The organism is Bacteroidota bacterium (genome assembly GCA_016722565.1).
Taxonomy (GTDB): Bacteria; Bacteroidota; Bacteroidia; order 2-12-FULL-35-15; family 2-12-FULL-35-15; genus 2-12-FULL-35-15.
Window position 1 is genome coordinate 217,972 of the sequence record JADKIU010000004.1, and the last position, 26,652, is coordinate 244,623.

Annotated in this window: 23 protein-coding genes, 1 tRNA gene and 1 pseudogene; 14 read left to right on the forward strand and 11 right to left on the reverse strand. The window is 35.7% G+C overall.

Going from position 1 to position 26,652, the window contains the following annotated elements; translation table 11 throughout:
- Positions 1-19 precede the first annotated feature (19 nt).
- From IPP64_13980 to IPP64_13995, 4 genes and pseudogenes are all read left to right on the forward strand, one after another.
- The gene (locus IPP64_13980; GenBank protein ID MBL0330495.1) at positions 20-2,059 is read left to right on the forward strand and encodes a T9SS type A sorting domain-containing protein; all 2,040 of its coding nucleotides are present in this window, start codon (positions 20-22) and stop codon (positions 2,057-2,059) included.
- A 49-nt stretch (positions 2,060-2,108) separates the two neighbouring features.
- Entirely contained in the window at positions 2,109-3,188 is a 1,080-nt protein-coding gene (locus IPP64_13985) for a PorV/PorQ family protein (protein MBL0330496.1), read from the forward strand.
- A gap of 89 nt (positions 3,189-3,277) precedes the next feature.
- Complete coding sequence (gene greA, locus IPP64_13990) at positions 3,278-3,751, forward strand: transcription elongation factor GreA (protein MBL0330497.1); 474 nt, start codon at positions 3,278-3,280, stop codon at positions 3,749-3,751.
- A 2-nt stretch (positions 3,752-3,753) separates the two neighbouring features.
- A pseudogene (locus IPP64_13995) lies at positions 3,754-4,145 on the forward strand (HIT family protein).
- A gap of 63 nt (positions 4,146-4,208) precedes the next feature.
- On the opposite strand, the gene ruvC reads toward IPP64_13995, so the two are convergent.
- Positions 4,209-4,712, reverse strand: a complete 504-nt coding sequence (gene ruvC / locus IPP64_14000) for a crossover junction endodeoxyribonuclease RuvC (GenBank protein MBL0330498.1) — start codon at positions 4,710-4,712, stop codon at positions 4,209-4,211.
- 126 nt (positions 4,713-4,838) lie between these two features.
- On the opposite strand from ruvC, the gene IPP64_14005 reads away from it, so the two are divergent.
- The 3 genes from IPP64_14005 to IPP64_14015 are packed head-to-tail and all read left to right on the forward strand — an operon-like array spanning position 4,839 to position 8,207.
- Positions 4,839-5,801 carry a flippase-like domain-containing protein gene (locus IPP64_14005; protein MBL0330499.1) on the forward strand — a complete coding sequence of 321 codons (963 nt, stop codon included), beginning with the start codon at positions 4,839-4,841 and terminating at the stop codon, positions 5,799-5,801.
- Positions 5,802-6,956 carry a glycosyltransferase gene (locus IPP64_14010; GenBank protein ID MBL0330500.1) on the forward strand — a complete coding sequence of 385 codons (1,155 nt, stop codon included), beginning with the start codon at positions 5,802-5,804 and terminating at the stop codon, positions 6,954-6,956.
- A gap of 3 nt (positions 6,957-6,959) precedes the next feature.
- The gene (locus IPP64_14015; protein ID MBL0330501.1) at positions 6,960-8,207 is read left to right on the forward strand and encodes an ABC transporter permease; all 1,248 of its coding nucleotides are present in this window, start codon (positions 6,960-6,962) and stop codon (positions 8,205-8,207) included.
- 73 nt (positions 8,208-8,280) lie between these two features.
- Here the strand turns inward: IPP64_14015 and IPP64_14020 are convergent, their stop codons facing one another.
- On the reverse strand, positions 8,281-8,646 hold the full coding sequence (locus tag IPP64_14020) for a DUF3127 domain-containing protein (protein ID MBL0330502.1): 366 nt from the start codon (positions 8,644-8,646) through the stop codon (positions 8,281-8,283).
- Between the two features lie 41 nt (positions 8,647-8,687).
- On the reverse strand, positions 8,688-9,587 hold the full coding sequence (locus tag IPP64_14025) for a flavin reductase family protein (GenBank protein MBL0330503.1): 900 nt from the start codon (positions 9,585-9,587) through the stop codon (positions 8,688-8,690).
- Positions 9,588-9,836: 249 nt separating this feature from the next.
- Here IPP64_14025 and IPP64_14030 point away from each other — a divergent pair.
- Positions 9,837-9,918, forward strand: a tRNA-Leu gene (locus IPP64_14030).
- Between the two features lie 259 nt (positions 9,919-10,177).
- Here IPP64_14030 and IPP64_14035 read toward each other — a convergent pair.
- The 3 genes from IPP64_14035 to IPP64_14045 all read right to left on the reverse strand — a co-directional run bounded on the left by IPP64_14035 (position 10,178) and on the right by IPP64_14045 (position 13,306).
- Entirely contained in the window at positions 10,178-11,569 is a 1,392-nt protein-coding gene (locus IPP64_14035) for a tetratricopeptide repeat protein (GenBank protein MBL0330504.1), read from the reverse strand.
- A gap of 233 nt (positions 11,570-11,802) precedes the next feature.
- Complete coding sequence (locus IPP64_14040) at positions 11,803-12,627, reverse strand: tetratricopeptide repeat protein (GenBank protein MBL0330505.1); 825 nt, start codon at positions 12,625-12,627, stop codon at positions 11,803-11,805.
- Entirely contained in the window at positions 12,599-13,306 is a 708-nt protein-coding gene (locus IPP64_14045; protein MBL0330506.1) for a tetratricopeptide repeat protein, read from the reverse strand. Before IPP64_14045 ends, IPP64_14040 begins: the two co-directional genes overlap by 29 nt.
- A 37-nt stretch (positions 13,307-13,343) precedes the next feature.
- Here IPP64_14045 and IPP64_14050 point away from each other — a divergent pair, with 37 nt between their 5' ends.
- The 6 genes from IPP64_14050 to clpX all read left to right on the forward strand — a co-directional run bounded on the left by IPP64_14050 (position 13,344) and on the right by clpX (position 20,695).
- Positions 13,344-14,882, forward strand: coding sequence for a tetratricopeptide repeat protein (locus tag IPP64_14050; protein ID MBL0330507.1), 1,539 nt, complete (start codon positions 13,344-13,346; stop codon positions 14,880-14,882).
- Positions 14,883-14,889: 7 nt separating this feature from the next.
- Entirely contained in the window at positions 14,890-16,521 is a 1,632-nt protein-coding gene (locus tag IPP64_14055; protein MBL0330508.1) for a tetratricopeptide repeat protein, read from the forward strand.
- Between the two features lie 129 nt (positions 16,522-16,650).
- The gene (locus IPP64_14060) at positions 16,651-16,842 is read left to right on the forward strand and encodes a cold shock domain-containing protein (GenBank protein MBL0330509.1); all 192 of its coding nucleotides are present in this window, start codon (positions 16,651-16,653) and stop codon (positions 16,840-16,842) included.
- A gap of 247 nt (positions 16,843-17,089) precedes the next feature.
- Entirely contained in the window at positions 17,090-18,430 is a 1,341-nt protein-coding gene (gene tig, locus IPP64_14065; GenBank protein MBL0330510.1) for a trigger factor, read from the forward strand.
- A gap of 142 nt (positions 18,431-18,572) precedes the next feature.
- Positions 18,573-19,247: an ATP-dependent Clp endopeptidase proteolytic subunit ClpP gene (gene clpP, locus IPP64_14070; protein MBL0330511.1), complete on the forward strand. Its 675-nt coding sequence runs from the start codon at positions 18,573-18,575 to the stop codon at positions 19,245-19,247.
- Between the two features lie 200 nt (positions 19,248-19,447).
- Positions 19,448-20,695 (forward strand): ATP-dependent Clp protease ATP-binding subunit ClpX, encoded by a 1,248-nt coding sequence (clpX, locus tag IPP64_14075; protein ID MBL0330512.1) that lies wholly within the window; start codon positions 19,448-19,450, stop codon positions 20,693-20,695.
- A 5-nt stretch (positions 20,696-20,700) separates the two neighbouring features.
- Here the strand turns inward: clpX and IPP64_14080 are convergent, their stop codons facing one another.
- From IPP64_14080 to IPP64_14100, 5 genes are all read right to left on the reverse strand, one after another.
- Positions 20,701-22,254: a gliding motility-associated C-terminal domain-containing protein gene (locus IPP64_14080; GenBank protein MBL0330513.1), complete on the reverse strand. Its 1,554-nt coding sequence runs from the start codon at positions 22,252-22,254 to the stop codon at positions 20,701-20,703.
- Positions 22,255-22,339: 85 nt separating this feature from the next.
- Entirely contained in the window at positions 22,340-23,674 is a 1,335-nt protein-coding gene (locus tag IPP64_14085; protein ID MBL0330514.1) for a T9SS type A sorting domain-containing protein, read from the reverse strand.
- Positions 23,649-24,392 (reverse strand): hypothetical protein, encoded by a 744-nt coding sequence (locus tag IPP64_14090; protein ID MBL0330515.1) that lies wholly within the window; start codon positions 24,390-24,392, stop codon positions 23,649-23,651. Before IPP64_14090 ends, IPP64_14085 begins: the two co-directional genes overlap by 26 nt.
- Positions 24,392-24,820 carry a hypothetical protein gene (locus IPP64_14095; protein MBL0330516.1) on the reverse strand — a complete coding sequence of 143 codons (429 nt, stop codon included), beginning with the start codon at positions 24,818-24,820 and terminating at the stop codon, positions 24,392-24,394. The genes IPP64_14090 and IPP64_14095 overlap by 1 nt, the downstream gene beginning before the upstream one ends.
- A 40-nt stretch (positions 24,821-24,860) precedes the next feature.
- Positions 24,861-26,651 carry a hypothetical protein gene (locus IPP64_14100; GenBank protein MBL0330517.1) on the reverse strand — a complete coding sequence of 597 codons (1,791 nt, stop codon included), beginning with the start codon at positions 26,649-26,651 and terminating at the stop codon, positions 24,861-24,863.
- Between the last annotated feature and the right edge of the window lies 1 nt (position 26,652).

Genomic DNA, 26,652 nt, shown 5'->3' on the forward strand with positions numbered 1-26,652 from the left:
AGTTGGAAATCCAACCTTGGTGAACCATAAAACCTATTATTTTATGGTGATTGCTTATGGTTTCACTCCAACATTAGTAAACCCTGATTATGCAGTTCCAAGAGATTATTTACCATTTATCTCCGGTAACTTCTCTGCAGATGGAAGAACCAACATTTCTGCGATTCCTCACACTCCAAGTCCTGAAGCAGGTGGAACAGAAGCACATTCTACCTATGGAACTGGTCCTAAATTAACGCGTATCGAAGGACATGGTAACGGTGGACAAGTTCTTGATTTGACTTCAGGTACTGTTTCTGAAATTTTAGGCGCTAGTGCTCGATCAATTAACCCGGTGTATGAGCAAAGCCATGGTCCGGTTAATATTAAAGTAGTAGATCCTTTGAGCGTTCCTAAAGAAAATAGTTTCGAATTTAAATTGTTGGGTACAACTTCAGCTGCTACATGGCAATTGATTAACTTAACAACAAACGATACTGTTAACTCTGATAAAACAATTGCTTTAGCAAATGAACAAATCATTAATGGTCAACCTTCTGGTGTATCAACCTATACGGTTCCAACTTGGGGACTTTCTGTGAATGTTGCCTTTACTGCTGATCCATTAACTACAAATGCGATTGAAGGTGGTTTCTTAGAAGCAACAATGACATTCGGAGATAACACAAAACAATGGTTAACCGGTTTGGCAGATGAAGAAGGTGAAAGCCATACCAACTGGATTCGTTCTGGTTCTGCAGTAGGTACTATTGCAGCATTTAATGATGCTACTGGAACTGGTACAGATCCAAACCAAGATTATGAAAATATTTTGGGTAAAACATGGGCTCCTTACCGTGTTTGTGCTACCGGTTTAGCAACTGAACCAACCACAACATCTGTTTATACAATGGGTGCACCAGCTTGGCCTACAAACATTTCATTGAACAAAACATCCAACTTGGCTTCTGTGGATGTGGTCATCACTGCTGATAAATCACTTTGGACACGTTGTCCGGTATTGGAAGAATCTGATGATAATTTATTATCAGAAGGAAATGCAAGAAAATTGATGATGCGTGATGCACCATCCGTTGATAAAAATGGTGTTGCAAATTTCGGTTCATCTCCTGACAATAGTGATTTCCCTACTGGTATGGGTTGGTTCCCAGGTTATGTAATTAACTTAGAAACAGGTGAACGTTTGAATATGGCGTTTGGTGAAGATTCTTGGTTGACAACTGAAAACGGAAACGATATGAAGTGGAATCCGACAACTAAAAAATTCGGTTCTACTGCAACTATCATGAGCACTACAGGTCCAATTCCTGATCCAGTATTTGGTGGTAAACATTATATCTATATTTTTGGTCATAACGGTGATGCTCTTTTCCCAAGTACAGATGCTTTGTTGCCAAGTGCTCCAAGAGATATCCCTCGTTATGATAACGGTAGAGTATTACACGACTTATTATTTGCAGCGAACTCTTTAACAGGAACTGCTGGTGACCCTTACAAACGTGAAGCATTTTCTGATGCAATGTGGGTGAATGTACCGATGTTGGCTCCAGGCCACTCGTTGTTGGAATCAACAGTTAAAATCAGATTACGTGTTGCTAAGTCTTACCAAAAAGGATACACAGCAAACGTACCTTCAAGTGTGGATACTGCTTTAACACCTCAGAATGTTAACTGGCCAATGTATACATTCAATACTGCTGAGATCGAAACTCACAAAGGTGATAACGAACTTGCTGTAAATGCATTGGATTTAATCAATGTTGTTCCAAATCCTTACTATGCATACTCTGCATACGAAAGAAAAGCATTGGAGAATATTGTGAAAATCACGAATCTTCCTGAAAAATGTGACATCTCCATCTATTCATTGAATGGAACTTTAATCAGAAAATTCAGTAAAGATGATCCAAAAACATCTCTTGATTGGGATTTGAAAAATCAAGCGAGAATTCCAATTGCCAGCGGTATGTATATCATCTACATTAAAGTACCGGATGTAGGAGAGAAAACATTAAAATGGTTTGGTGTATTACGTCCAACGGATTTGGATTCGTACTAGTCTGAGATTAATTAGTTGTATTAGAACAAAGATTCATAAATATTGAGATATGAAAAAATATAGTAAAATAGTAGCACCACTTGCCATTGTAGGCTTGCTTTTAGCTCCAACACAAAATGTTTTAGCAGGAAATCCTGACCGTGCAGGTCAGGCAGGTGCAACAGAATTATTGATTAATCCTTGGGCAAGAAGCTCCGGATGGGCGGGTTCTAACATTGCAGGCGCAAAAGGCTTGGAAGCAATGTTTTTAAACGTAGCCGGAACAGCTTTTACAAAAAAGACAGAATTAATGTTTGCTCGTACCAATTGGTTAAAAGGAACAGACATTAACATCAATGCATTTGGTTTGACTCAACGTGTGGGTGAAACAGGTGCAATTGGTTTGTCCATCATGTCAATGGATTTTGGAGATATCGAAATCACTACAGTTGAAAATCCTGAAGGTGGTATTGGTACTTTTTCTCCTCAGTTTGTGAACTTGGGATTGTCCTATGCAAAAGGATTCTCTGATAATATCTATGGAGGTTTAACCTTAAAGGTGATTTCTGAGAAAACAGCAAACGTTGCTGCTAGAGGTGTTGCATTTGATGCAGGTATTCAATACGTTTCAGGTAAATACAATCAAATTAAATTTGGTATTTCCTTGAAAAATGTTGGACCACGTATGAAATTCAGCGGTGATGGTTTGTCTATGAAAGCTGAAATCCCTGGAAGTACAAATGGAACGACTTACACTGTTGAGAACAGAACAGCTCAGTTTGAGTTGCCATCTTTATTGAACATTGGCGGTGGTTATGATTTCTACTTGAAAAAAGACAGTGTTTCTATGAAAACACATAGAATCACTGCAATGGGTGCATTTACTTCTAACTCTTTCGAAAAAAATCATTTGAAAATTGGTTTGGAGTATGCTTGGAAAAACATGTTGATGGTTCGTGTTGGATATTGTCATGAAAAAGATATTCGCAACAAAGACAAAAGAACAACTGTTTTCACAGGACCTAGTGCTGGATTTACTGTAGAAATTCCATTTGGAAAAAACAAATCTACCTTTGCTTTGGATTATTCTTACAGAGCAACTGATCCATTTGAAGGAACACATTCAATTGGTGCAAGAATCAACTTGTAAGCTTTTTTTATTATATTTGTAGTATAAGCGAGTCCCGCCCCGAGTGATCGAGGCGGGATTCGTTTCTGTTTTAACTAATACATTGTACCATGTCAACTATTTCTTATTTTACGGAAGAAGGATTAAAGAAACTAAAAGACGAATTGCATCAACTAAAAGTGCATGACCGTGCTTATATTTCTAAACAGATTGCTGAAGCAAGAGATAAAGGTGATTTATCGGAAAATGCCGAATACGATGCTGCAAAAGAGGCGCAAGGACTTTTAGAGCTGAAGATATCTAAAATGGAAGAAGTGCTAAGTAATGCGCGTTTAATTGACGAATCGACATTGGATATGTCCAAGGTATTAATTCTTTCCAAAGTAAAGATTAAAAATGTTGCCAATGGAGCAACAATGACTTATACATTGGTGGCTGAAAATGAAGCGGATTTAAAAGCCGGTAAAATTTCTGTTGATTCTCCAATTGGTAAAGGATTGTTGGGTAAAAAAGTTGGCGATTTGGCCGATATTAAAGTTCCTTCCGGTATCATGAAGTTCGAAATTGTTGAACTTTCCCGTTAATCATGGCAAGTATTTTTACAAAGATTATTGAAGGAGAAATTCCTTGCTACAAAATTGCAGAAAACGAACAGTTTCTTGCTTTTTTAGATGTTTTTCGCTTGTTCATGGTCATATTCTCGTTGTTCCCAAAAAAGAAACGGATTATATTTTCGACATCGATGATGCTGAATTGTCGGCAATGATGCTTTTTGCAAAAAAAATTGCAAAGGCTCAAAAAGCTGCTGTTCCTTGTAAAAGAATCGGTGTAGCCGTTATTGGGTTAGAAGTTCCCCATGCACACATTCATTTGGTACCCATGAATACAGCCAATGATGTAAACTTTACCCAACCCAAAATTAAGCCCACTCCTCAGGAATTAGCCGATATGGCTGAACGTATTAAAGCGAAATTATAGGACGAATTTCTTACTCCTCGATTCTTATTTTTTGCTTGTATTCAAAGATATTTCGAAAAGCAATTATCCTTTTTTATCCGGATTGTCCGCTAAAAATGCTTTCCAGCCGGTGTAGGCTTTTTTTGTTGTTCCTGGTCTGCGTTGGAAATGATGACACATGGCTGCCGCTAAACCATCTGTAGCATCTAAAAATTCAGGTGTTTCTTTGAAATTTAGTAAGGATTTAAGCATGGATGCTACTTGCTCTTTAGACGCATTTCCGCTGCCTGTAATCGATTGTTTTATCTTTTTAGGGGAATATTCATTTACGGTTAAATCGCGCGACAAAGCTCCGGCAATGGCCACTCCTTGCGCTCTGCCCAATTTTAACATGGATTGAACATTCTTACCGAAGAAGGGGGCTTCAATGGCCAGCTCATCCGGTTTGTACTCATCAATGAGTGAAACCACACACTCGAAAATTTTCTTTAGTTTTAATGCAGGGTCTTCTATCTTTTCTAAACGTAATACACCCATCACAATCAGTTCCGGTTTTGTTCCTTTGATATGTATTAAGCCATACCCCATAATATTTGTACCGGGGTCAATGCCTAAAATTATTTTGTCAGTGTTTTTCAAGATGGAACAATGGTTATTTTTTTAGATTCTAAAATCGTGCGGAAATACCCGCTCTTTTTGTTAATATTGTAAAGAATGATTCCAGCTAAAAATAAGCCTCTTTACAAAGTTATAAGTCTTTTTATTAAGTCGGCTATTTTATTTTTTTCATTTTATTATATCTACGATAAATTAAAGGAGGCTCCACTTATTCTAGATGTTTCAATGTTGTTTTCTAAGGAAAATCGTTGGTATACAGTTGCTCTTCTTCTTTTAATGATCGCAAACTGGAGTGTTGAAGCTATTAAATGGAAACGGTTAATAGAGCCGCTTGAAAAAATCAATTTTAATCAATCTCTGAAAGGTGTTTTGGCAGGTGTAACAATTAGCATTTTTACTCCGAATCGAATCGGAGAATTTGCAGGAAGAGTTTTTTTCTTGAAACAATCGGATAAAATTCAAGCCACCATTATGAGTTTAATGGGTAGCATTTCTCAGCTTTTAGTAACTGTTGTGGCCGGCATTCTCGCCTTTTATATTTTGGAAAAAAAATATTATGATTTTTTTCAAATTGAAACGTTTGTCTCGGTGAATCTGCTTTTTTTAATTCTTCTTTTCATAATAGTGCTTAGTGCAAGTGCCATTTATCTGATGTTAAAAAAACAGCCGCAGTCTGAAAAATTCAAAAAGTATTTCGAAACATTAAAATTGCATTCAAAAAAAAGCCTGAATACGGTCCTTAATTTATCCATCTTGCGATATATTATTTTTTCCATTCAATATTATTTAGCACTTAAAATTTTTGGTATCAATGGTGGGGTGATGATTGTTTTTTCGCTTATTGCACTCACTTTTTTTGTTACATCAGCAATTCCTACATTTGCATTAACTGAAATTGCTGTACGCACAGGTGTTGCTATTTATTTTTTCGGAACCATTTCAGATGCGCATGCTTCTATTCTAGCTGCATCACTTTTTTTATGGATGATTAACTTAGCCATTCCATCCATCGTGGGATCTTTATTTGTGCACAAACTAAACTTTTTTAAGGAACACTAAATGGAATATCTGTTCTGGATATTAATTACAATTGGACTTGTACTCAGTGCCGGCTATTTGTTTTTAATAGCAAGTTTTTGTGTGGCTTGGATGCGGATGAGACAAGAACCACAAATCTCGAATCATTCTGTTTTTGTAAGTGTGTTGGTGGCAGTGCGAGATGAAGCGCAAACAATTGAAAAATGTTTACAGGCAATTGCTTCGCAAAATTATCCACATGAAAAATATGAAATCATTGTAATTGACGATCATTCGTCTGATGCAACTGCTTCTATTGTTCAAGCGTTTGCTTCAACAACGAATTGTATTACGTATCTGAAATTAAGTGAAGGTGCGGCAGGAAAAAAAGCTGCCATCTCCTATGGAATTGAAAAGTCTAAAGGTGAACTGATTGTTACCACAGATGGTGATTGTGTAATGGATGTTCATTGGTTGGAAGCGATTGTTGCTAAATACGAACACTCCAATGCAAAGATGATTGTTGGGCCAGTTGCTTTTTACAACGAAATAAGTTTGTTCGAAAAAATGCAAAGTCTGGAATTTATGGCATTGATTGCAAGTGGAGGAGGGGCTTTGTTTTATAAAAAAGCAATCATGAGTAATGGAGCCAACTTGGCATTTAAAAAGGAAATATTTTATGAAGTAGGAGGTTACAACAGTGAAAAATTAATTGCTTCCGGTGACGATGTGCTGTTGATGTATAAAATCAATGAGAAATATCCCGCGTCAGTGGTTTTTCTGAAGGACAAGGAAGCAATTGTTTACACAAAAGCAAAAGCGAGCCTGTCAGCATTTGTTCAACAGCGCAAAAGATGGGCTTCAAAGGGTTTTTCTGTCTTAAATATTGAAACTCAGCTGGTTTCGTTGGTTGTATACCTAATGAGTGCTTATTTGGTGATTGTGCCATTGTTAGGCGGTGTTTGTTTATCAAATACCCCGTTCTATCAACCTTTTATAGGAATTTGTCTTATTATTCTCGGAATTAAATGCATTATTGACTTTTTGTTATTATTTTTATCGGCATCTTTCTTCCAAAAGAAGCGTTTATTGATTTTATTCATTCCTGAACAAATCATCTATCTGCTTTATGTAGTGTTGTTCGGTTTAATTGGATCAATAGGAAAATACGAATGGAAGGGGCGCAAAACAAATTGACGAATGGCTAAAAAAGACGATAAATACTCACACTCACTTTCTTACTATGCTTGGCAGCGTTTAAAAACGAATAAGCTGGCAATGTTTGGTTTAATCGTGATTGGGTTGTGTATGATTTTGGCCATTTTAGGATTTGCAATCACTCCCGATTCAACTCCGGATGCCAATGATCAATTGTTAGAGCTTTCTAAAAAGCCACCAGGATTTGAAGTGCGTATGTTACAAACCCGCAAAAATGAACCTTTACACGATGTGAACTTTTTCTATAAAATGATATATGGCGAAATCAGTAATTTTCGTTCTATTCCTTTTTCTGATTATCATTTTGATGGAAATGATATCGTTATTCGTGAATACACGGGAGATGAAAAACGTCAGGGGACAGATATTCGCTACAACCTTGCGGATGCGGTATATGCCATTGACTACAATACTCCGATTGTTAATAATGTAGAGCAAGGGTATACTGAGTTTTATGAGTTTGGTAGTAATACAAAAATTAGAAAATCGGTTAAAGAGTTGCAAGCCGAAGTTGAAAAAAATTACATCATTACAAAGAAATATATTTTAGGAACAGATCCAGCAGGCAGAGATTTGTTAAGCCGATTAATTATCGGTACACGTGTTTCATTTTCAGTAGGATTTGTATCTGTATTTATTTCGGTGTTTATTGGCATCTTAATGGGTGCGTTGGCCGGATTTTACAGAGGTAGAGTGGACGATGTAATCATTTGGATTATCAATGTTGTATGGTCTATACCAACGTTGTTGTTGGTAATTGCAATTACATTGGCTCTTGGAAAAGGTTTTTGGCAAGTGTTTGTGGCAGTTGGTTTAACGATGTGGGTAGAAGTCGCAAGGGTGATACGTGGACAAGTAATGAGTTTGCGTGAAAAGGAATTTATTGAAGCAGGACGCGCATTGGGTTTTACAAATTATAGAATTATCATGCGACATGTATTGCCGAATGTAATGGGTCCTGTGATTGTTATATCCGCTGCAAATTTTGCATCTGCAATTTTGATTGAAGCAGGTTTAAGCTTCTTAGGTATTGGAGCGCAGCCTCCAACAGCATCGTGGGGTGCAATGATTAATGCACATCGTGGATACATTATCGGTGATGCACCTTATCTAGCTTTCCTTCCAGGATTAGCCATTATGATTATGGTTTTGGCATTTGTACTTTTGGGTAATGGATTACGCGATTCATTGGATACCAAATCCATGGATGACGATCAGATTATGTATTAAGAATATAATTATAGTTGCATAAAAAAAGCGTCATACAATTTTGTATGACGCTTTTTTTATTGAATTAAAAATATTAGAACGGAAGATCATCCTCTTGAGTTGATGCAGTAAATGTTTCTGCAACACCACTCATGTCGTTTGATGAAGAGTTGTTTGCACCGGCAGTGCTTCCTTCAATTCTCCAAGCTTCAAGTGTGTTAAAATATTTTACTTCGTTTTTCGGGCTTGTCCATTCACGTCCGCGTAAATTGAAATGTACTTTTATTTCAGCCCCTACAGCATAGTTATCAATTAAACTGCATTTGTCTTGTGTTAATTGAAAAGAAATGTGTTGTGGGTATTGAGATGAATTGTCGGTTAATACAAATTCTCTCTTTCTGAATTTGTCTGAAATTTGTTGTGCTTCGCCTTTTACTTTTAAGATACCTGTGATGTCCATTTTACTTTTAGTTATAGAGTTATTACTTTGTTGATTCTTATTTATTGATGATGGAAAGATAATAAAACCTTCCAAGCTTCTTCTACTTTATTGTGTCCTAATAATCCTTTTGCGATGTGGTGCAAGTGATCTTCTAGATTGTGAAGATTTTTGCCATACATTTCAAATGCCTCATTGATTGCACCTGAATTTTTATAGGCCATTACTTCGGCCTCTGTAGGGATTTTTTCAATGTTTCCAAGCTGTCCAAGATTGTTTCCCGATAATACATTGGATTGGCGAATATAAGCTGGGATTTGATCCACACCAATACCCAAATTTAATAAAGGTTTTGCAACTTCAAACAGTGCATCACCATTGGCACGGCTATACCAATTTCCGCCCATGCGTGCCACTAAATCAATTTTATTGGGGTCAATTTGTTTGTTGGCATCCAATACATTTTCATTGACATGAATCATCACTACTTCACAGATAATGAGATTTCCTGCACCGCCTTTATCTCCTAATTCAATTACTTGTTTCACAATGCATTCCAGTTGAGCAGGAGATTCTTTGACACGAAACGGTTTTATTTTTTCAGATGGAATGGGTGTAAACCCGGCTTTCACAAATTCATTCGTGCCTTTTGGATATTCGGTGCTGGCCAGGCTCATTTGTTGAACCATGTCGTAATTCACCACATTGATCACGACTTCCGGCACTTCTTTTACATTATCGTAGGTATGTTTTGTAATACCAGTTCTTCCACTTCTGGCGGGAGAAAAGATGGCAATCGGTGGATTCGCGCTAAACACGTTAAAGAAGCTGAATGGAGCCAAATTGGGGTTTCCGTCTTTGTCGATTGTGCTGGCAAAGGCAATTGGACGAGGAGCAACAGCTCCCAGTAAATAGCTATGCAAAACAGCTGTGGTAACTTCTTTTGGGTCGATTGAAATCATAATGTTTATTCTTTTGCAAAAATAAAACTTTATTCAAAGGCTTGCTAATTATGTTATCAACGGGTGTTGATATGTTGGCAGTAAATATAAAATTCGAGATTATTTTCTCGGAATGCTTCATTTTCAGTAAAATCTTTTATCTTTGCAGTCCTAATTTTAATAATTATGCGGATGTGGCATTTTTTGCGAACAAGCAAAAACCGCAGCCGCGCTAGTTCTAAACAAAGATTGAAGTAAAACAATAATTATGCGGATGTGGCGTAATTGGCAGCCGCGCCAGACTTAGGATCTGGTGCCGAGAGGCGTGGGGGTTCGAGTCCCTTCATCCGCACAAAACGACAAAAGCCCCTGTTTTAGGGGCTTTTAGCGTTGTGAGCCAAGTACTTTTTTGACTCTAACACCTTTTGAGATTCAATTTTTTTGGTTTATCTCTTCTTTAATCTATTTAAGTTTTTCTCAATGTATTTTTCGGTAGGGAGTAGGGATTGCTGAATTCTTCTTGCATAAGTTATGCTGTCTATGATGTCTTTTTGATGTTCTTCAACTATTACCTTTGCTTTTCAATTAATACTTTCTGTTTTTTGTTATTCTCAACGACCTGAATACAAACCCTGAAAAACAAGAACTAAAAATAAACCTCCTATTACAAAAGTTGTAACAAGTTTTTGCTTCCTATTCTTTTCTTCTGAAATGATTGCTTGATTTTTCAGTTCACTTTTGTGTTCTGCTTCTGCAATAGCCACTTTCTTGTCAAATTCATAGGTCATTTGAGTTTGAATTGTTTTCTTGCGAGTTTCTTCATTGTCTAAACTATCACGATAAAGGATGTATAATTTATAATTTGTAATTTGTGATTTATAATTGCCTGTCATACTATCAAGGATTGACAAATCAAAGTAACATGCTCTTAACTCTAATTTTGCTCCAATTTCTTTTGAAAGGGGTAGTGCATCTTCTAAGTATTTTTTTGCTTCAGCGGTTCTGTGCAATTTTAGTTTTGTCGAACCAATGTTGATGTACGAACCAGCGATTCCTTTTTTATCGCCTATTGCTTCTCTTATTTTCAAAGAAGCGAAATAGTTTTTCAATGCTTCGGAGTAATTGCCTTGGTCCTTATAAATATTTCCAATGTTGTTGTAAGAAGCAGCGATTCCAAACTTATCACCTATCACTTCAATCATCTTCAAGGAAGCGAAAAAATTCTTTAGTGCTTCGTGATAATTATCTTGCATAAAATAAATACCTCCAATGTTGTTGTAAGAAGCTGCGATTCCCTTTTTATCGCCTATTGCTTCTCTTATTTTCAAGGAAGCGAAATGATTTTTCAATGCTTCGGGGTAATTGCCTTGCATATCATAAATAATCCCAATGTTGTTGTAAGAATCAGCGATTCCATATTTATCGCCTATTACTTCTCTTATTTTCAAGGAAGCGAAATGATTCTTTAGTGCTTCGGGGTAATTGTCTAGCATAAAATAAGCAAGTCCAATGTTGTTATAAGAAGTAGCGATTCCTTTTTTATTTCCTATTGCTTCTTTTATTTTCAAGGAAGCGTAATGATTCTTTAGTGCTTCGGGGTAATTGCCTTGGTCTTTATAAATGTTTCCAATGTTGTTATACGAATCAGCTATTCCTTTTTTATCGCCTATGGTTTCACTTATTTTCAAGGAAGCGAAATAATTTTTCAATGCTTCAGTGTAATTGCCTTTATCCTCTGCAAAATAACCTTGATATTGATAAGTTGTTCCCAAGCCTTTTTTGAAATCAATCTTTTGAGATAATACAAGTGCTTTGGTTAAATAATCTTTTGCTTTTGCATCATCTGTATATTCAACTTCTAAAAAAAGGTCGTTATAGGAGTTTACTTTTGTTGTGTCTTGCTTGGTTGTTTTAAGCACATTTAACAGTGAATCCACCTTGCTTTGTTGCCCAAAAGTAAATTGAGAAATGAAAATTAATGGTAAAAGAAGTGTTCGCTTCATTCGGTTTTTGAGTTTTTTCAAATATAACTATTCCATACCATTTTGAAGTCCGTACTATTTATAATGAACCTTATTTTCGTGAACATTTGAGAAAAAAGCCGATTTTACTCCTTTAAACCTGTGAACCATTTCCTATTCTGCCCTGAAAGTACTGAAAATGCTGAAATGTTGCATTTAGGTCTGAGAGTCCCTTCATCCGCACAAAAAAAGGAGTTTCAAAAGAACTCCTTTTTTTATTCCTTTTTTCTTAATCGGTTGATGTTTTTCTCAATATACTTTTCGGTAGGTAATAGCGATTGCTGAATTCGTCTGGCATACAAAATACTATCTATGATTTCTTTTTGATGGTCCTCTACAATTAATTTTTGCTGCTCAACTTCTTCTTTTTGCTGTTCAATAATTTGTTTTTGTTTTCGGGTTGTTCGTAAGGAACGAAAAATAAATCCTGCAAAAATTACCACTAACAATAATCCAATGATCACCGACCAAATAATGATACTTTGTTTTCTGTTTTTTTCGTCCGCAATCGCTTTTTGATTTTTTAATTCTTCTTTATAAACAGCTTCTGCTATAGCCTCTTTTTTCTCGAATTCATAATTTAATTCCTTTCGAGTGATTTCTTTGTTTTTGTCAATATTGAATAATGTATCTTTCAAATTCATAGCATTGGTGTAATGTTCAAGAGCAAGCTGATATCGGTTCGTTTTTGTGTATACACTACTTAAGCTTTTTTCGATTTGCATTTCTCCTTGAATAACGCCTATTGATTTATTTAATTTGAGCCCTTCTAATAAATATTTTTCAGCTTCAGAATATTTATTTAATTCAAGGTAAGTAGAGCCAATTTTTTCTAATACAGATCCAATCAATTCTTTATCTCCCAATTCTTTTCTTATCTCAAATGTTTTAAAATAATATTCTAAAGCTGTATCATACTGCTTTTGTGTATTATATATGTCACCTATGTTACCAATATGCAAAGCAACTGCTTGTTTGTTTGCACTCTCCTCACTTAATTTTAAAGCAATATTAAAATGTTCGAGTGTTTTTGTAGTCACCTTTATAATAATATACAGCACCAATACTTCCATGATTGGTTGCTTGTGATTCTTTATTGCCAGTTTCTTCAACTAATTTTAACGCAGCATTATAATTTCCGAGTGCTTTATCATTTTCTCCTATTCCTAAATAAATATTCCCAATATTTGACATCCAAACAGCTATGCCATTCTTATTGCCAATTTCTTCTGATATTTTAAGGGCTTTATAATAATAATCAAGTGCTTTCGTGTAGTCGCCTTTTTTCTTGTACACTACACCAATGTTTCCCAATGAAATTTGAATGCGATTTTTGTCTTTAATCTCTTCTGATAAACGTAATGACCTGAAGTAGTAATTTAGTGCTTCTTTATAATCGCCCTTTACTTGATAAACAAGGCCAATTGAATTATTTGCGTATGCTTCTCCTAATTTATAATTTGATTTATCAGCAAGTTTCAATGCAGTATTCGCATAGTAAATAGCTGTATCATAATTTCCAATATTTTTGTATTCCCAACTTAAGTCACATAATATATTTACCTTATTGGTATCAAGAAGATTCGTTTTCAAAAGGATTAAAATAGAATCGATATTGCTTTGTTGGGCATTAGCGAAGGTTGTGAATAAACACAGGAATGCAAAAAAATACTTGTTCATCTCAATTAAATCTTTCAACGAATATAATAAATTTTTCATCTGATTATCTCGTCCTGATTTTGTATTTTAGCAATGAATGAAAAAAGACAAGCGATTTATTATTTTGATTTTATTGTGGCTGTTTTTGCCGCATGCGCTCTTTTCTCAAACCCCCGTTGCCGATTCGCTTACTTTACTCATAAAAAAGGATAAGCCGGATACGAATAAAGTAAATCATCTCCATCAATTGGCCATCGAATTATGGGGGAATTTAGATACGGCAATCATCTGTACTTCAAAAGCGCTTGAATTGGCTGAGCAAATTCAATTTGGTGAGAACGAAAAAGGATGGTTGAAAGGAATCGCAAAGTCCAATTACCTCTTAGGTGTTTTTAATTTTGATAAAGGAAATTTTCATTTAGCCCTTTCCTACAACTCTGCTGCTCTTAAAGTGTGGGAGCAATTGGAAAAGATAACCACTGATCCTGTTACTTTAAAACAAGTTCGAATTGCAAAAGCAAAATCGATTGGGGAAATTGGGAATGCGTATTTCGGACAAAGTAATTATCCGAAAGCGTTGGAATATCAACTTAGAGCATTGAAATTAAGCGAGGAATTGCAGCAAAAAAAGGCTATAGGTAATATCATGGGAAATATTGGGAATATTTATTCTGATCAAAAAGAATACGAAAAGGCTATTGAATATTATTTGAAATCCTTGAAGGTTGGAAGAAAGTTGGGTAACAAATACGATATGTCCATCGATCTTCGAAACATCGCAATCGTTTATAGCAAGATGGGGAATGGCTATAAACAGTTGGAGTATTCCATGATGGCTTTAAAGGTTTCCAAGGAGTTGGGGTATGATTTAGAAACGGCAAACAATTTAATTTCTGTCGGTTCGGCCATTCAAAACCTTGCCGATTCCGCGTTGCATTCTGGAGAGACTTACGAGCAATTGAAACCCCAGTATGATAAAGCCATGGGGTATTTCCAGGAATCGTTAAAGTTGGAGAAAGAGCAGGGCAATCTTTTCGGTGAAGCAATGAACTACTCAAACATTGCAGGAATTTGTATTGCTCAAAAAAAGTATGCCGAAGCTGAAACGTATTTGTTAAAGGCACTCGCTATTGATTCAACATTGGGTTCTTTGAGTCAGATTAAAGAAATACACGAAGGCTTAAGTGAAGTGTATTATCTAAAAGGTGATTATAAAAAGTCGTTGCTCCACACAAAATTGTTTTCGCAAACAAAAGATACACTCTTCAACGAAGAGAAGAATAATGAAATTACAAAGCATGAAATGAACTACGAATTCGAGAAGAAAGAGGCTGCACTAATAGCTGAACAAGATAAAAAGGAAGCATTAGCAGAAGCTGATCGAAAGCGCCAAGCTGTTTTTTTATGGTTGATTGCAATCCTCGCTATTGCAGTTGCAACCACGGCTGTTATTGTATGGCGGTCCTTGCGATTTACGAAGCAACAACAGGTGGTGATTGAACAGCAAAAAATTGTAGTGGAAGAAAAGCAACGCGAAGTATTGGATAGTATTCATTACGCCAAACGAATTCAGCAATCGTTGTTGCCGACAGAAAAGTACATTGCTAAAAACTTAAACCGATTAAAGGAACGTTAGGATGTTTTTGATTTCGCACATACGTAAAATTCTTTTTGTTTGGCTGCTAACAGCAACCATTGGATTTGGGTATGCACAAAACAGAAAAATTGATTCCTTACTTTCTTTGATTAAAATCGAAAAGGAGGAAACATCCAGACTGGATTATACAAATACAGTTTCGCGTGAGTTCATCAATATCGGCATGTATCATGAAGGTTACCGCTACGCAAATAATGTGATTGATAATTGCAACCGTCTCTTGTCTGCAAGTAATTCTAGCAATTCCGATTCACTTATTTTAAATAAAAAAGCAACGGCCTTAAACAACATTGGTGTGTTGTGCAAGGAGCAAGGCGATTATGCAAATGCATTGGAGCACTTATCGAAAGCTTTAAAAATTGACGAAGAAATTAATGATCGTGCAGGGATGGCGAAGCGGTATGGGAATATTGGTATCGTCTACATGAATAAAGGTGATTATTCGAATGCACTTGATTATTTTACAAAGTCGTTGGCAATCGATGAATCATTCGATAATAAAAAGGGAATTGCATCTTCTTGCTCAAACATCGGATTGGTTTGTTATTACAAAGGCGACTTCCCAAGCGCTTTATCCAGTTATTTTAAGGCATTAAAAATGGCCGAAGCGCTTGAAAATAAGAGCATGGTTTCTACCATCTATGGCAACTTGGGGCTCGTTTACAATGCGCAAAAAAACAGCGAAAAAGCACTCGTGTATTATTTTAAAGCACTTCAATTGGATGAAGAAATAGGAAACAAAAGTGGTGTGGCGCGCCACTTAAGTACTATCGGCTTAGTTCATAGCGATAGAGGAGAATACGAAAAAGCATTGGAATACTATGACCGCAGTTTAAAAATCAACGAAGAAATAGAAAATGAGGATGGAAAAATAAACCAACTGGGAAACATCGGAATTGTATACAAACAAATGGCAGAAAAGAACCAGAATGCCGTTCAACAAGCAGCATTGTTTCAGTTGGCCTTGGATTACGATTTCAAAGCCTTGAATTTGGCGAAGCAGGCGGGAGACAAAAGAAGTATGACGATTAATTTGGGGAATATTGCCGGTATTTATGCTGTTTTAAAAAACTACATTACTGCTGAACAGTATTATTTGGAAGCATTGAAGGTTGATACATTGATTGGTTTTCTGCATCATTTGTCCAATACCTATTACGAGTTAAGTGTTTTGTATGAAGCCACCGGAAAGTATCAAAAGTCGGTTGATTATTATCGATTGTACCAAAACACAAAGGATAAGCTGTTTAACGAAGAAAAGAGCAAAGAGATTACACGTTATGAAATGACCTATGAATTCGAAAGAAAGCAAGATGCACTGAAAGCTGAACAGGAAAAGAGGGAATTGGTAGCGAAAGCAGAGAAAAAACGTCAAAATATATGGATCTGGTTAATTGCAATTGTTGCATTTTTTGTTGCACTCATCACCATCGTTGTGTTCCGATCTTTGCAAATTGCCCGCAAACAAAAGCTTATAATCGAATATCAAAAAGAATTGGTGGAAGAGAAACAACGCGAAATTATGGATAGTATCTATTATGCCAGAAGGATACAACGCTCGTTATTGCCTACCGAAAAGTACATCGATAAAAGTTTTAAGAGGTTAATTCAACGGTAATTACCTCTAAAGTCAATCGGTTTTGCTGCTATTTTTCTCCAAAAAGCAGTAAAATCAAAATATTTCACCCATTCCCATTTATTTAGTGTATCTTTGCAGTAATTATTAATCAAAATATTATTATCAAAAATGAAAAATGGAATTGTAAAGTTTTTTAATGAAACAAAAGGATTTGGTTTTATTAAAGCAAATGACTCAGGTGAAGAATTTTTTGTTCACGTGTCAGGCCTAAAAGAAGAAATCCGTCAAAATGACGAAGTTCTTTTCGAAGTTCAAGAAGGCAAAAAAGGTTTAAATGCTGTAAACGTAAGATTAGCATAATTATAATCATCTATAATTTACCTAAAAAGTCCCGTTTTTTATTAAAACGGGACTTTTTTTGTTCAAAATTGTCCCGAAAACGATAGAATTCATAACGTTTTCCTTTTTTAACTCCTTCCTTCAGCCTTCCTCCCGAAAAATATGAGGGTTTATTGGCTTATTTTCTATATTTCTAGGTATAAAATTCTTATTTTTGTGTCCCTTTAAAAAAGAGCAACAATTAGTAACAATCTAACCATAAATTACAATGAACATTATTCAAGAAAACATTGATGAATTAAACGCAGTATTAAAAGTGAAAGTGGTAGCAAATGATTATTTGCCAAAGGTGGAAACTGCATTGAAAGATTATCAGAAAAAAGCGTCTATCCCAGGATTCCGTCCAGGTAAAGTACCAACCGGCATGATCAAAAAAATGTATGGTAAATCCATCATGGTGGACGAAATCAATAAATTATTGAACGATTCTCTTTATAACTATTTACACGAAAATAAAATTGAAGTTCTTGGAAATCCTTTGCCGAAAGCGGATAGCGTTATCGATTGGGACAACCAACAAGAATTTGAATTTTTATACGAGATGGGATTAGCTCCTAAGTTCTCCGTAGAATTGTCTCCAAAAGATAAATTTGTTTATCAAACCGTAAAAATTGATGATGAATTGGTGAACAAGTATGTAACCGATATCGCAAAACGTTACGGAAAAGTAGAAAGTGTTGAAGTTTCTGAAGAAGCTGATTTACTAAATGGTGATTTTGTGGAGTTAGATGCGAACGGTGAAATTTTGGCCGGAGGTATTTTCAAAACTGGTTCTTTGTTTTTAGATCGCGTGAAAGATGCGGCTACTAAAAAAGCATTGACCGGTCTTAAGAAAGATGATAAAGTAGTTGTGGACGCACAAAAATTGTCTGAAAATGCAACAGACCTTGCAGCGTTATTAGGTATTGATAAAGAAAAAGCAGAAAGCTTAAACTGCAAATTACAATTTACTGTGAAAGGCATCAGCCGTTTAGCTGCTGCTGAAATCAACCAAGAATTTTTTAATAAAATTTATGGTGAAGGAAATGTTACAACTGAGGAAGAGTTCAAAGCAAAAATTAAAGATGAATTGGCGAATATGTTTGTAAATGACAGCGAGCGTAAATTCTATAACGATGTAGTTGAACATTTGATGAATAAAATCAACTTCAATTTGCCAACTGAATTCTTAAAAAGATGGATTGTTGCGGCAAATGAAAAACCGGTAACATTCGAACAAGTAGATTCTGAATTCGATAATTATTCGAAAGGATTAAAATGGCAATTGATTGAAAATAAAATCATCAAAGACAATAATTTGGAAGTATCCAAAGAAGAAGTAGTGGATCATACCAAAGAATTAATCATTCAGCAATTTGCTCAAATGGGCCAAGGAGACATGGGCGAGGAAGAATTAAACCAAACTGCTCAACGTGTGCTTTCAAACCAAGAAGAAGCAAAGAAATTGTATGAGAAACTATACGGTCAAAAAGTAATGAACTTATTTAAAACCAAATTTACATTGGAAAATAAGGAAGTTGCCTATGATGATTTCTTTAAAAAAGCGTAAACATTTTAATGGCAATGTTTGTTGATTGGTCATTTCGAGCGGAGTCGAGAAATCTTGCCATTAATTGGAACAAATAATTTTAGGAAATGAGATTTGTTTGTACCTTGTAACAGTATTTAAAAACCTATTAAACTAAAAAAATATGTTTAACGACAACGAATTCAGAAAATATGCTGTAAAGCACAAAGGAATCAGTGGACATACATTTGATTCGTATACCAAACACAATGTTTCTAACATTACTCCTTACATTATTGAGGAGCGTCAGTTAAACGTTACACAAATGGACGTTTTCTCTCGTTTGATGATGGATCGTGTTATCTTCTTAGGTACAGGAATCGATGATCAAGTAGCAAACATTATCCAAGCTCAATTATTGTTTTTACAATCGTTAGATGCTAAAAAAGACATTCAAATTTATTTGAATAGTCCAGGTGGTTCTGTTTATGCAGGATTAGGAATTTATGACACCATGCAATACATCACTCCGGATGTAGCAACTATCTGTACAGGTATGGCTGCTTCCATGGGAGCAGTATTGATGTGTGCTGGTGCAAAAGGAAAACGTACAGCTTTAAAACATGCTCGTGTGATGATTCACCAACCATTAGGTGGTGCTGAAGGACAAGCTTCTGATATCGAAATCACAGCACGTGAAATTCAAAAATTGAAAAAAGAATTGTACGATATCATTGCAAACCATAGCGGACAAACCTACGAAAAGGTATGGGCGGATAGTGATCGCGACTACTGGATGACTTCAGAAGAAGCAAAAGCGTATGGTATGGTGGATGAAGTATTAGTGAAAGCGAAATAAATTTCGGAGAGAAAATTATATTTTTTGTAGTCATGCCGTGCTCCGACACGGCATCTGCTTTTTAGAATAGCGGCTTTCAATTAGGAGATAAATCTCTCCACGTTGGTCGAGATGACAGTTATAAACTTGGTCGAGATGACAGTAGTAAATGTCCTTTCGACCGAAGTGGAGAAATCTCATTCGAAAATAAGAAACAAATAATGGCAAAAGAAGAAAAAGAAATAAAATGTTCGTTTTGTGGTCGCACAAAAAAGGATACAGATGTATTGATAGCTGGAATCACCGGTCATATCTGTAATCACTGTGTGGCGCAAGCTCAAACGATTGTGAAGGATGAAATAGGAGCAAAAACTGCTTCTACGTTTAGTGCTGTTCAGTTGATGAAACCGATTGACATTAAAAAGCATTTGGATGAATACATCATCGGTCAGGATGAAGCTAAAAAAGTACTTTCTGTTGCGGTGTATAATCATTACAAACGTTTGATATTGAGTCAAACCAAAACTACCGCCAAGGATGAAATTGAAGTAGATAAATCGAATGTGATTATGGTGGGTGAAACAGGAACCGGCAAAACCCTTCTTGCGCGTACCATTGCCAAAGTATTGAATGTTCCTTTTTGTATTGCCGATGCCACTGTTTTAACAGAAGCAGGATATGTTGGGGAAGATGTGGAAAGCATTTTATCGCGTTTGTTGCAAGCTGCAGATTTTGATGTGGCTGCTGCTGAACGTGGAATTGTATTCATTGATGAGATTGATAAAATTGCACGTAAAAGTGATAACCCGTCCATCACGCGTGACGTTTCCGGTGAAGGTGTGCAACAAGGTTTGTTGAAATTGTTGGAAGGTTCAGTGGTTGGTGTTCCTCCTCAAGGTGGACGAAAACATCCGGAGCAAAAAATGATTCAGGTGAATACGAAAAATATTTTGTTCATCTGTGGTGGTGCGTTTGACGGAATCACGCGCAACATTGGTAGCCGCTTGAGCACACAAGCAATCGGTTATGCTATGAATAAAGAGATTGAGAATGTTGACAAAGATAATTTACTTCAATATGTTTCTCCGCAAGATTTAAAAAGCTTCGGATTAATTCCCGAGTTGATTGGTCGTTTGCCCGTTTTAACGTATTTAAATCCGTTGGATGCTGAAACATTGTTGCGTATTTTGAGTGAGCCTAAAAATGCCTTGATTAAACAATACACACATTTGTTTGATATGGATGGTGTGAAGATTAAGTTCGAAAAAGGTGTATTGGATTTTATTGTGGAAAAAGCAATGGAATTTAAATTAGGTGCTCGTGGTTTACGCTCTATTTGTGAAGCGATTATGATGGATATGATGTTTGATACACCGTCCGATGCAGGAGTGAAGGAGATTAATGTAACACTTCGTTATGCAAAAGATAAGTTGAAAAAATCTACATTGAATAAGTTGAAAGTGGCGTAGGGGAATTAGTTGCCTAAAACTTGAACAAATCCTTTATACTCCTTTTCATGAACCGTTAGTAGATAATAATATACACCATCTATTGATGTTGTCCAGTTGTTAGTATAATTATCAGTATTTAATAAGATTGTGCCCCATCGATTATAAATTTGCAATTTTGAATTATTAGGTAATCGATTGATGTAAAATACGTCATTGTTTCCATCAGAGTTTGGAGTAAATACATTTGGAATGGAAGGTAAATACTCCACTTTAATTCGAACTTTCTTTTTGATAGCACATCCAAAGCCATTGTTGTCATCTGAGTATATGTATTCAATATCTTCTTCCGGAGTTATAATTGGGTTGGCGCAACTTGTACAGCTTAAGTAGGTAGAGGGTGTCCAAGTTATATTGCCACTTCCATTCGAAAATAGTGTTGCTGATGTACCCCATATTATTGTTGTGTCGTATCCATCAAAAATAGATTCTCCCGGAGGGGATTGGTCGAAATAGTTTTCCGGGAAAGCTGGTAAACCATAATGGCAAGTACCAATTATTGGAACTGATGCGGAAGAATAGTTGCATGCTGTTCCTGAAGAATTTGGATTGAAAATACAACTCAGTGAAGATTGACCATCTCTTGATAAATAAATTTTATTGTCTTTGCCAATTTGGAATTGACAGAATGCAAAAGTATTATCGCCAATATACGTTTTGGTGCCGAGAATTGTTGAGTTGTTTCCCGAAGAGACATCCCATTGAAAAACTTTTGTTGCTCCCCAATTTCCCCCACTCGCATATAATTTTGAATTGTCTGGCGAAAAACTAATTCCATACCATGTTTCTTCATTGCTTAAATTTAGACAATTTGATAGTTTTCCGGTTAGTGAATTAAAGTCAAATAATTGAAGTGTATTGTCACCGCCATAATCACCATGTGCCATTGCGAATTTTTTTCCATTAGGGGAAAATTTTCCGGTTCCCCATCCTGCTTCTGCTGATGAAAAGCCAATTGAGCTTATTACTGGGGATGTTAACAATCCTGTAGAGTCCAAAAGGTATACATTGTAATTATTGCCAATTGCATCCTGAGAAATTATCCAATAATCGATACAATTTGCATGTTTTACAGCATGATTTATTTCAGCACATGGTGTAAAGAGTAAAATGTTTTTTGTAATAACATCTCCCATTCCCGAGTTAGCAGCCATATCGATTATATGGTATCTAAATCCATTCAGCCCATCATTTTGATATTGGTCGGTGGTAAATAAATAGAAAATTTTTGTGGATCCGGGTTTCGGTACAATTAGTGCTGCCATCGTACTAGAAAAACCACCTAATAACCCGGAACCGTTAGGCATTATTGTATGACTTGCATCCCATACAGTTTTTCCATCAGAATAGAATAACAGTGCACCTGTTATTGGATCACTCGCAGCAGAAGCCCCTTCAACATTATTAACCTGGCCACTTGAAATTGTAGTCGGTGTACCAGAAGAAAAGTCTAAGCCAGCAAACTGGCCAAAAAACCAAAAGTTAGTCTCATTCTGTGCTTCGGAAAATGTTGAGCACAAAATAAAAAATAAATTTAATAATATTAATCTTATATGAATTAACACATATTGAAATTACGAAATAAAGATGAGCTAAAAAAATACTTTACTGTTTGATTAATTTTTTCATTTCCATCTCACCTAACTCATTGGTGCATTTTACATAATAGATCCCAGCTGCATAAGAGGTGATATCAACATTTATACTGTTAGATAATACATCTGTTTTCCAAATAATTTTCCCCATTATGTCATAAACTTTCAATTTTTTAATTGCAACAAATTTATTGTCGTGAGTTAATGAAATTTGAAAAGATCCATTGTTTGGATTAGGTGTAATACTAATTTCATTGTTAAGGTTTTTCAATGGAGATGAATGTTCTAAAGAGCTAACGTTTGTTTTTTCTAAAGATGGCTTGCGAGATGACGGGTAGAGCACATGAGTAGTAGGACCATTATAAGCAACTAAGTTTTCGGATGGTGCTAATGAAGAATCATTGGAGTTATTTGATGATGATCGATACTCCCCATCTGTGGAACATTCAAATGGGTCTATGAATGCATGGAAATTGGCTCCGGCTTTTACTTCAAAGTCAGACACTAAAGCAATTTCTTTTCCCGCTCTATAGGTGACATCCGCATTATTATTAATTGTATTTGATGCTGTAATTGTATGGAAAGCTTCAATGGTTATAGGTGATGTTAATGTTCCAATATCATTGCTTGGTCCAGTTGGGAAAGGGTAGGTAATTGCGATGTCCATGTAGTTAAAATATTGGCTGGGGATTCCATTTATAATATAATACAAGTTATGATAAAGCATATAATCCAGCCCATTATATTCTCCTTTAAAGGCATTTTTATCTAACCCATCATTGTCCTCCCCTCTTCTTTGAGGATACAAAAGTCGATTTTCTGTTGACCATTCAAAACTTGCCGAGTTATCTGGGTAGCTAAAGTTATATGGCCCCTTACATGGTGCAGTGTTTAAAAGATTAAGATATGTTGCCTGCTCTATAGGATTTGTTTGACCATGTAAAACTTGATGTACTAACATTAAATGCTGATAGTCTCGAAGAATAGCTCTTGCTGCAAGTCGTTCAGCTGTTACATTTAATGCAAGCAATGGTGTTTCTGATGCTCTCCAAGAACTGCCAACAGCTGCAAGATTTTGTACTTTATTGTCTTCAGGCCAAAAAGCTACAATTGAACCTATTCCAAGTCCAGCAAGGTGCCAAGTGCTAGAAGCGGTATAGGAAAATGCATCATGGTATTCATTGCAGGTGTGAGCAGGGTATCCAAGATCTAAATTTGTGTTCCCGTTTCTAATAAAGCATGCAGCTTCTGCAGCTCCATATGACAACTCACCTACTTGCCAACCTCTATCCACATGAATGTTTGTGATAGGATCATAATCACCCATCTTTGATATAAGGCCCATCTTGATTTCGAACATGATTCATAATCCTGTCGGTAATATTTTTTGCTTCCTGACGAATGTCAGTATTGCCATCAACTTTATTTAAAGGGAAGTGTGATATCGGGATGTCGTCTAACAATTCGCTTACAAAAGCAAAACCAATAAATAAGTGCCAAATTTGGTCATGGCTCATCTCCTTATCTGTTGGAACCAAATAATTTACTAAATCAGAATTTATAACATTAATATTGTATTCTGAAACAACAGCTGTTTTTATTTGAGGATGATTAAATAAGAAATATTCGTCTACATCGTCCCGTATAAAAAAACCATTTAAATCTCCTGGAAGTGGCGTTGGAGGGCAGGTTGCACAACGAAAGTAAGATTCTGCAGTTTGATCCAATCTATTAAAGGCTTTTATGGCAAGGCAAAGTTCCTGAAGAGTAGTATCTGTAGGTTGATTGTTGTTTTTTAATAATTTGTATTCTGATGCTAAGACGGAAATGTAATTCCCTAAACTTATCGTAGCATCCGCCCACTGACCTTTTGACTCATTTTGATAGTTTCTTTCTGTCATAGGTAAGCTACATCCTTTACAGTCGCCTTTTACCATAAAATCCTGAACAAGGCGATGGTGATAATACCAATATTTTTTTTGATTAAGCAAATCATTCTGTGCATTAGATTCAACTGAAAATACACATAAAAACGTCAAAATTATTTTATAGATAAATCTCATTAGTTTTTAAATTTTACAAAATATTCATCCCCATTATAAATAGTTTTTAGCCAAAGTTCTTTGTTTTTTAATCGTCTAATTTCCCATGTAATATCATTTGTTCTGAATGGGCCAAGGGTGGGGCCACTTGAAAGATAATCGTAATGGATAAATATGGATTCTTTATGATTTAAGAACATCCAATAACCATCGCCATTGAAATTTGGTATAGTTGTATAGGAGTTTTCATAAACAAATAGATTTCTTCCATGTGTTTTGTCTTTGCCAATTAAGTACTTTCCATAAAATGGTTTGCTTTTTAAATATTCAGTAGAATCATACCCATTTACAGAAAAATACTCAACATCCCACTCGCCAGTTATTCTAGACTCTTTTGATAAAAGACTTATTGCCGGTCCATCAGGATATTTTTTACACCCATATAGCAACACAATCGTTATAAAAGTAATAATATTTTTTTCATGCGTATTAATTTTTAAGTGCTTTTATTTCTTCTTTTTGAGTTTCAACTATTTTAGAAAGTTCAACTAATTTCTTATTCATTTCTATGATATACAATGTAAGCTCTTCAATTTTTATTAATTGCTTTTCACTCATTTCACCTAAGCTAATTCCATTGTTTTTTTGTAATTCGGATGTGCTTGGAATATTAGGTAAATGGCTTTGGGACTTTACATAGTTTTCTAATTCATTTAAGGGCATAAGTTCATAGCTTTTTTCAAATACAAAATCCCCATGCGTCAATGGATTTAAAGTTACTTTAATATCTCTTGCTCTCACATGACCATCAGCGTAAACAACAAAATTTTCTATGAGTGTCCCTCCTGGAGTTTTTATTCCACCAACATAAGCTTTGCTCTCAGATAATTCCATTTCACTCAATATTCCTGTTTCGTTATCAAAATTCCTACTGCTTACTTTTAAACCAATTCCGGATGTCATAAATGAATTGATAATTTGAGTTTGTGCTTCGGGAGTATTTGTACCAATGCCTACTTTACCATCTCCAAAAACAACAAAATTTTCAGCGTTTGAGGAGTTGTTATATACTGCTAATGCCTTTGTTTTATCACGATTAACAGCAATTTTTGTGTTGTAATTATAATCGGTAGCATGTGATGTCGTCAAAAACAATCCCGTTTGCTGGTCTACACTTATGTTCATTGCGATATTTACATCTCTTACGGGGCTTCCAACCTCGAAATTTTTGCCACTTCTTACAAATCCTCCTCCGGTTCCAGTGCACATATAAATGTCCATTCCACAATAGTAATTTAATAGCAAGCTTGGGTTGGTGGTGCCACCTATCCCTGCGACATCTATTATGCCATTTGCTCCATCAAATCCTGAACGTAAAACATTTATTTGCCCTGTTGAATTCGTTCCTGCTGAATAAAGCATACCTGAAAAGACATTCGCAGTTGAAACACCACTCGGAGTGGATGGTTCAAAGCAGTATGGCAAAGTTGGTCCAATTATTTCGATTGGAGTCCCCCAGCCAATCATTTGTGGAAATGCTCCTGATGCAGGTGTATAACTAACCTTTTTATCTCCGGCAAACGTTAAACTTCCAAATGTTTTTAAATCACCGCCTATTGTAGCATTCCCATTTACAGACAATTTATTTGCAAGCTTAGCTTCATCTTTGAAGTTTGTTATTCCATAAATTGCTTTGGTACTGTCCATTAAAAGTGAATCTACAACAATTGATCCCGCTTTCATTTGTTTAGGTGTTTGAATTTTATCATTAATAACCAACTCTCCTTGTAAATATAAATTCTGTGTTATGCGTACATCTCCATCCACGTCTAATTTGAAGTTTGGTGTTGTAGTACCAATTCCAACTTTACCTCCTGTATAATAAATTTTACCACTTGGGCCTGTCGTCCATAAGCCACTTGGTAATGCGCCAAATGTACCATCTCCTAATAGAACTTGATTTGCATCGCCAGTAAAAGGAGTGTGAATTAATTTACCATTGTTATCTATAGTGATAATTCCGTTTCCTAATCCGTCCAAAGATTTAAGAATAATATTCCCGTTTGCTTTTATTTTAAATGCGGTTGTATTGTTAGTCTTAAATATTAAATCTTCATTGTTGGTTGTTCCTAAAAAATCGCTTGACGTAGCCGTATTTCCTTCAACACTCCATTTGGGTGCAGATTGAGAAAAACTTTTATTAGAGTTTGCCATTAAGCAAGTGAAAATAATAAGCGCTTTGCAGAGAATAGCGCCACAGAAATTGTGGGTGCGTTTCATT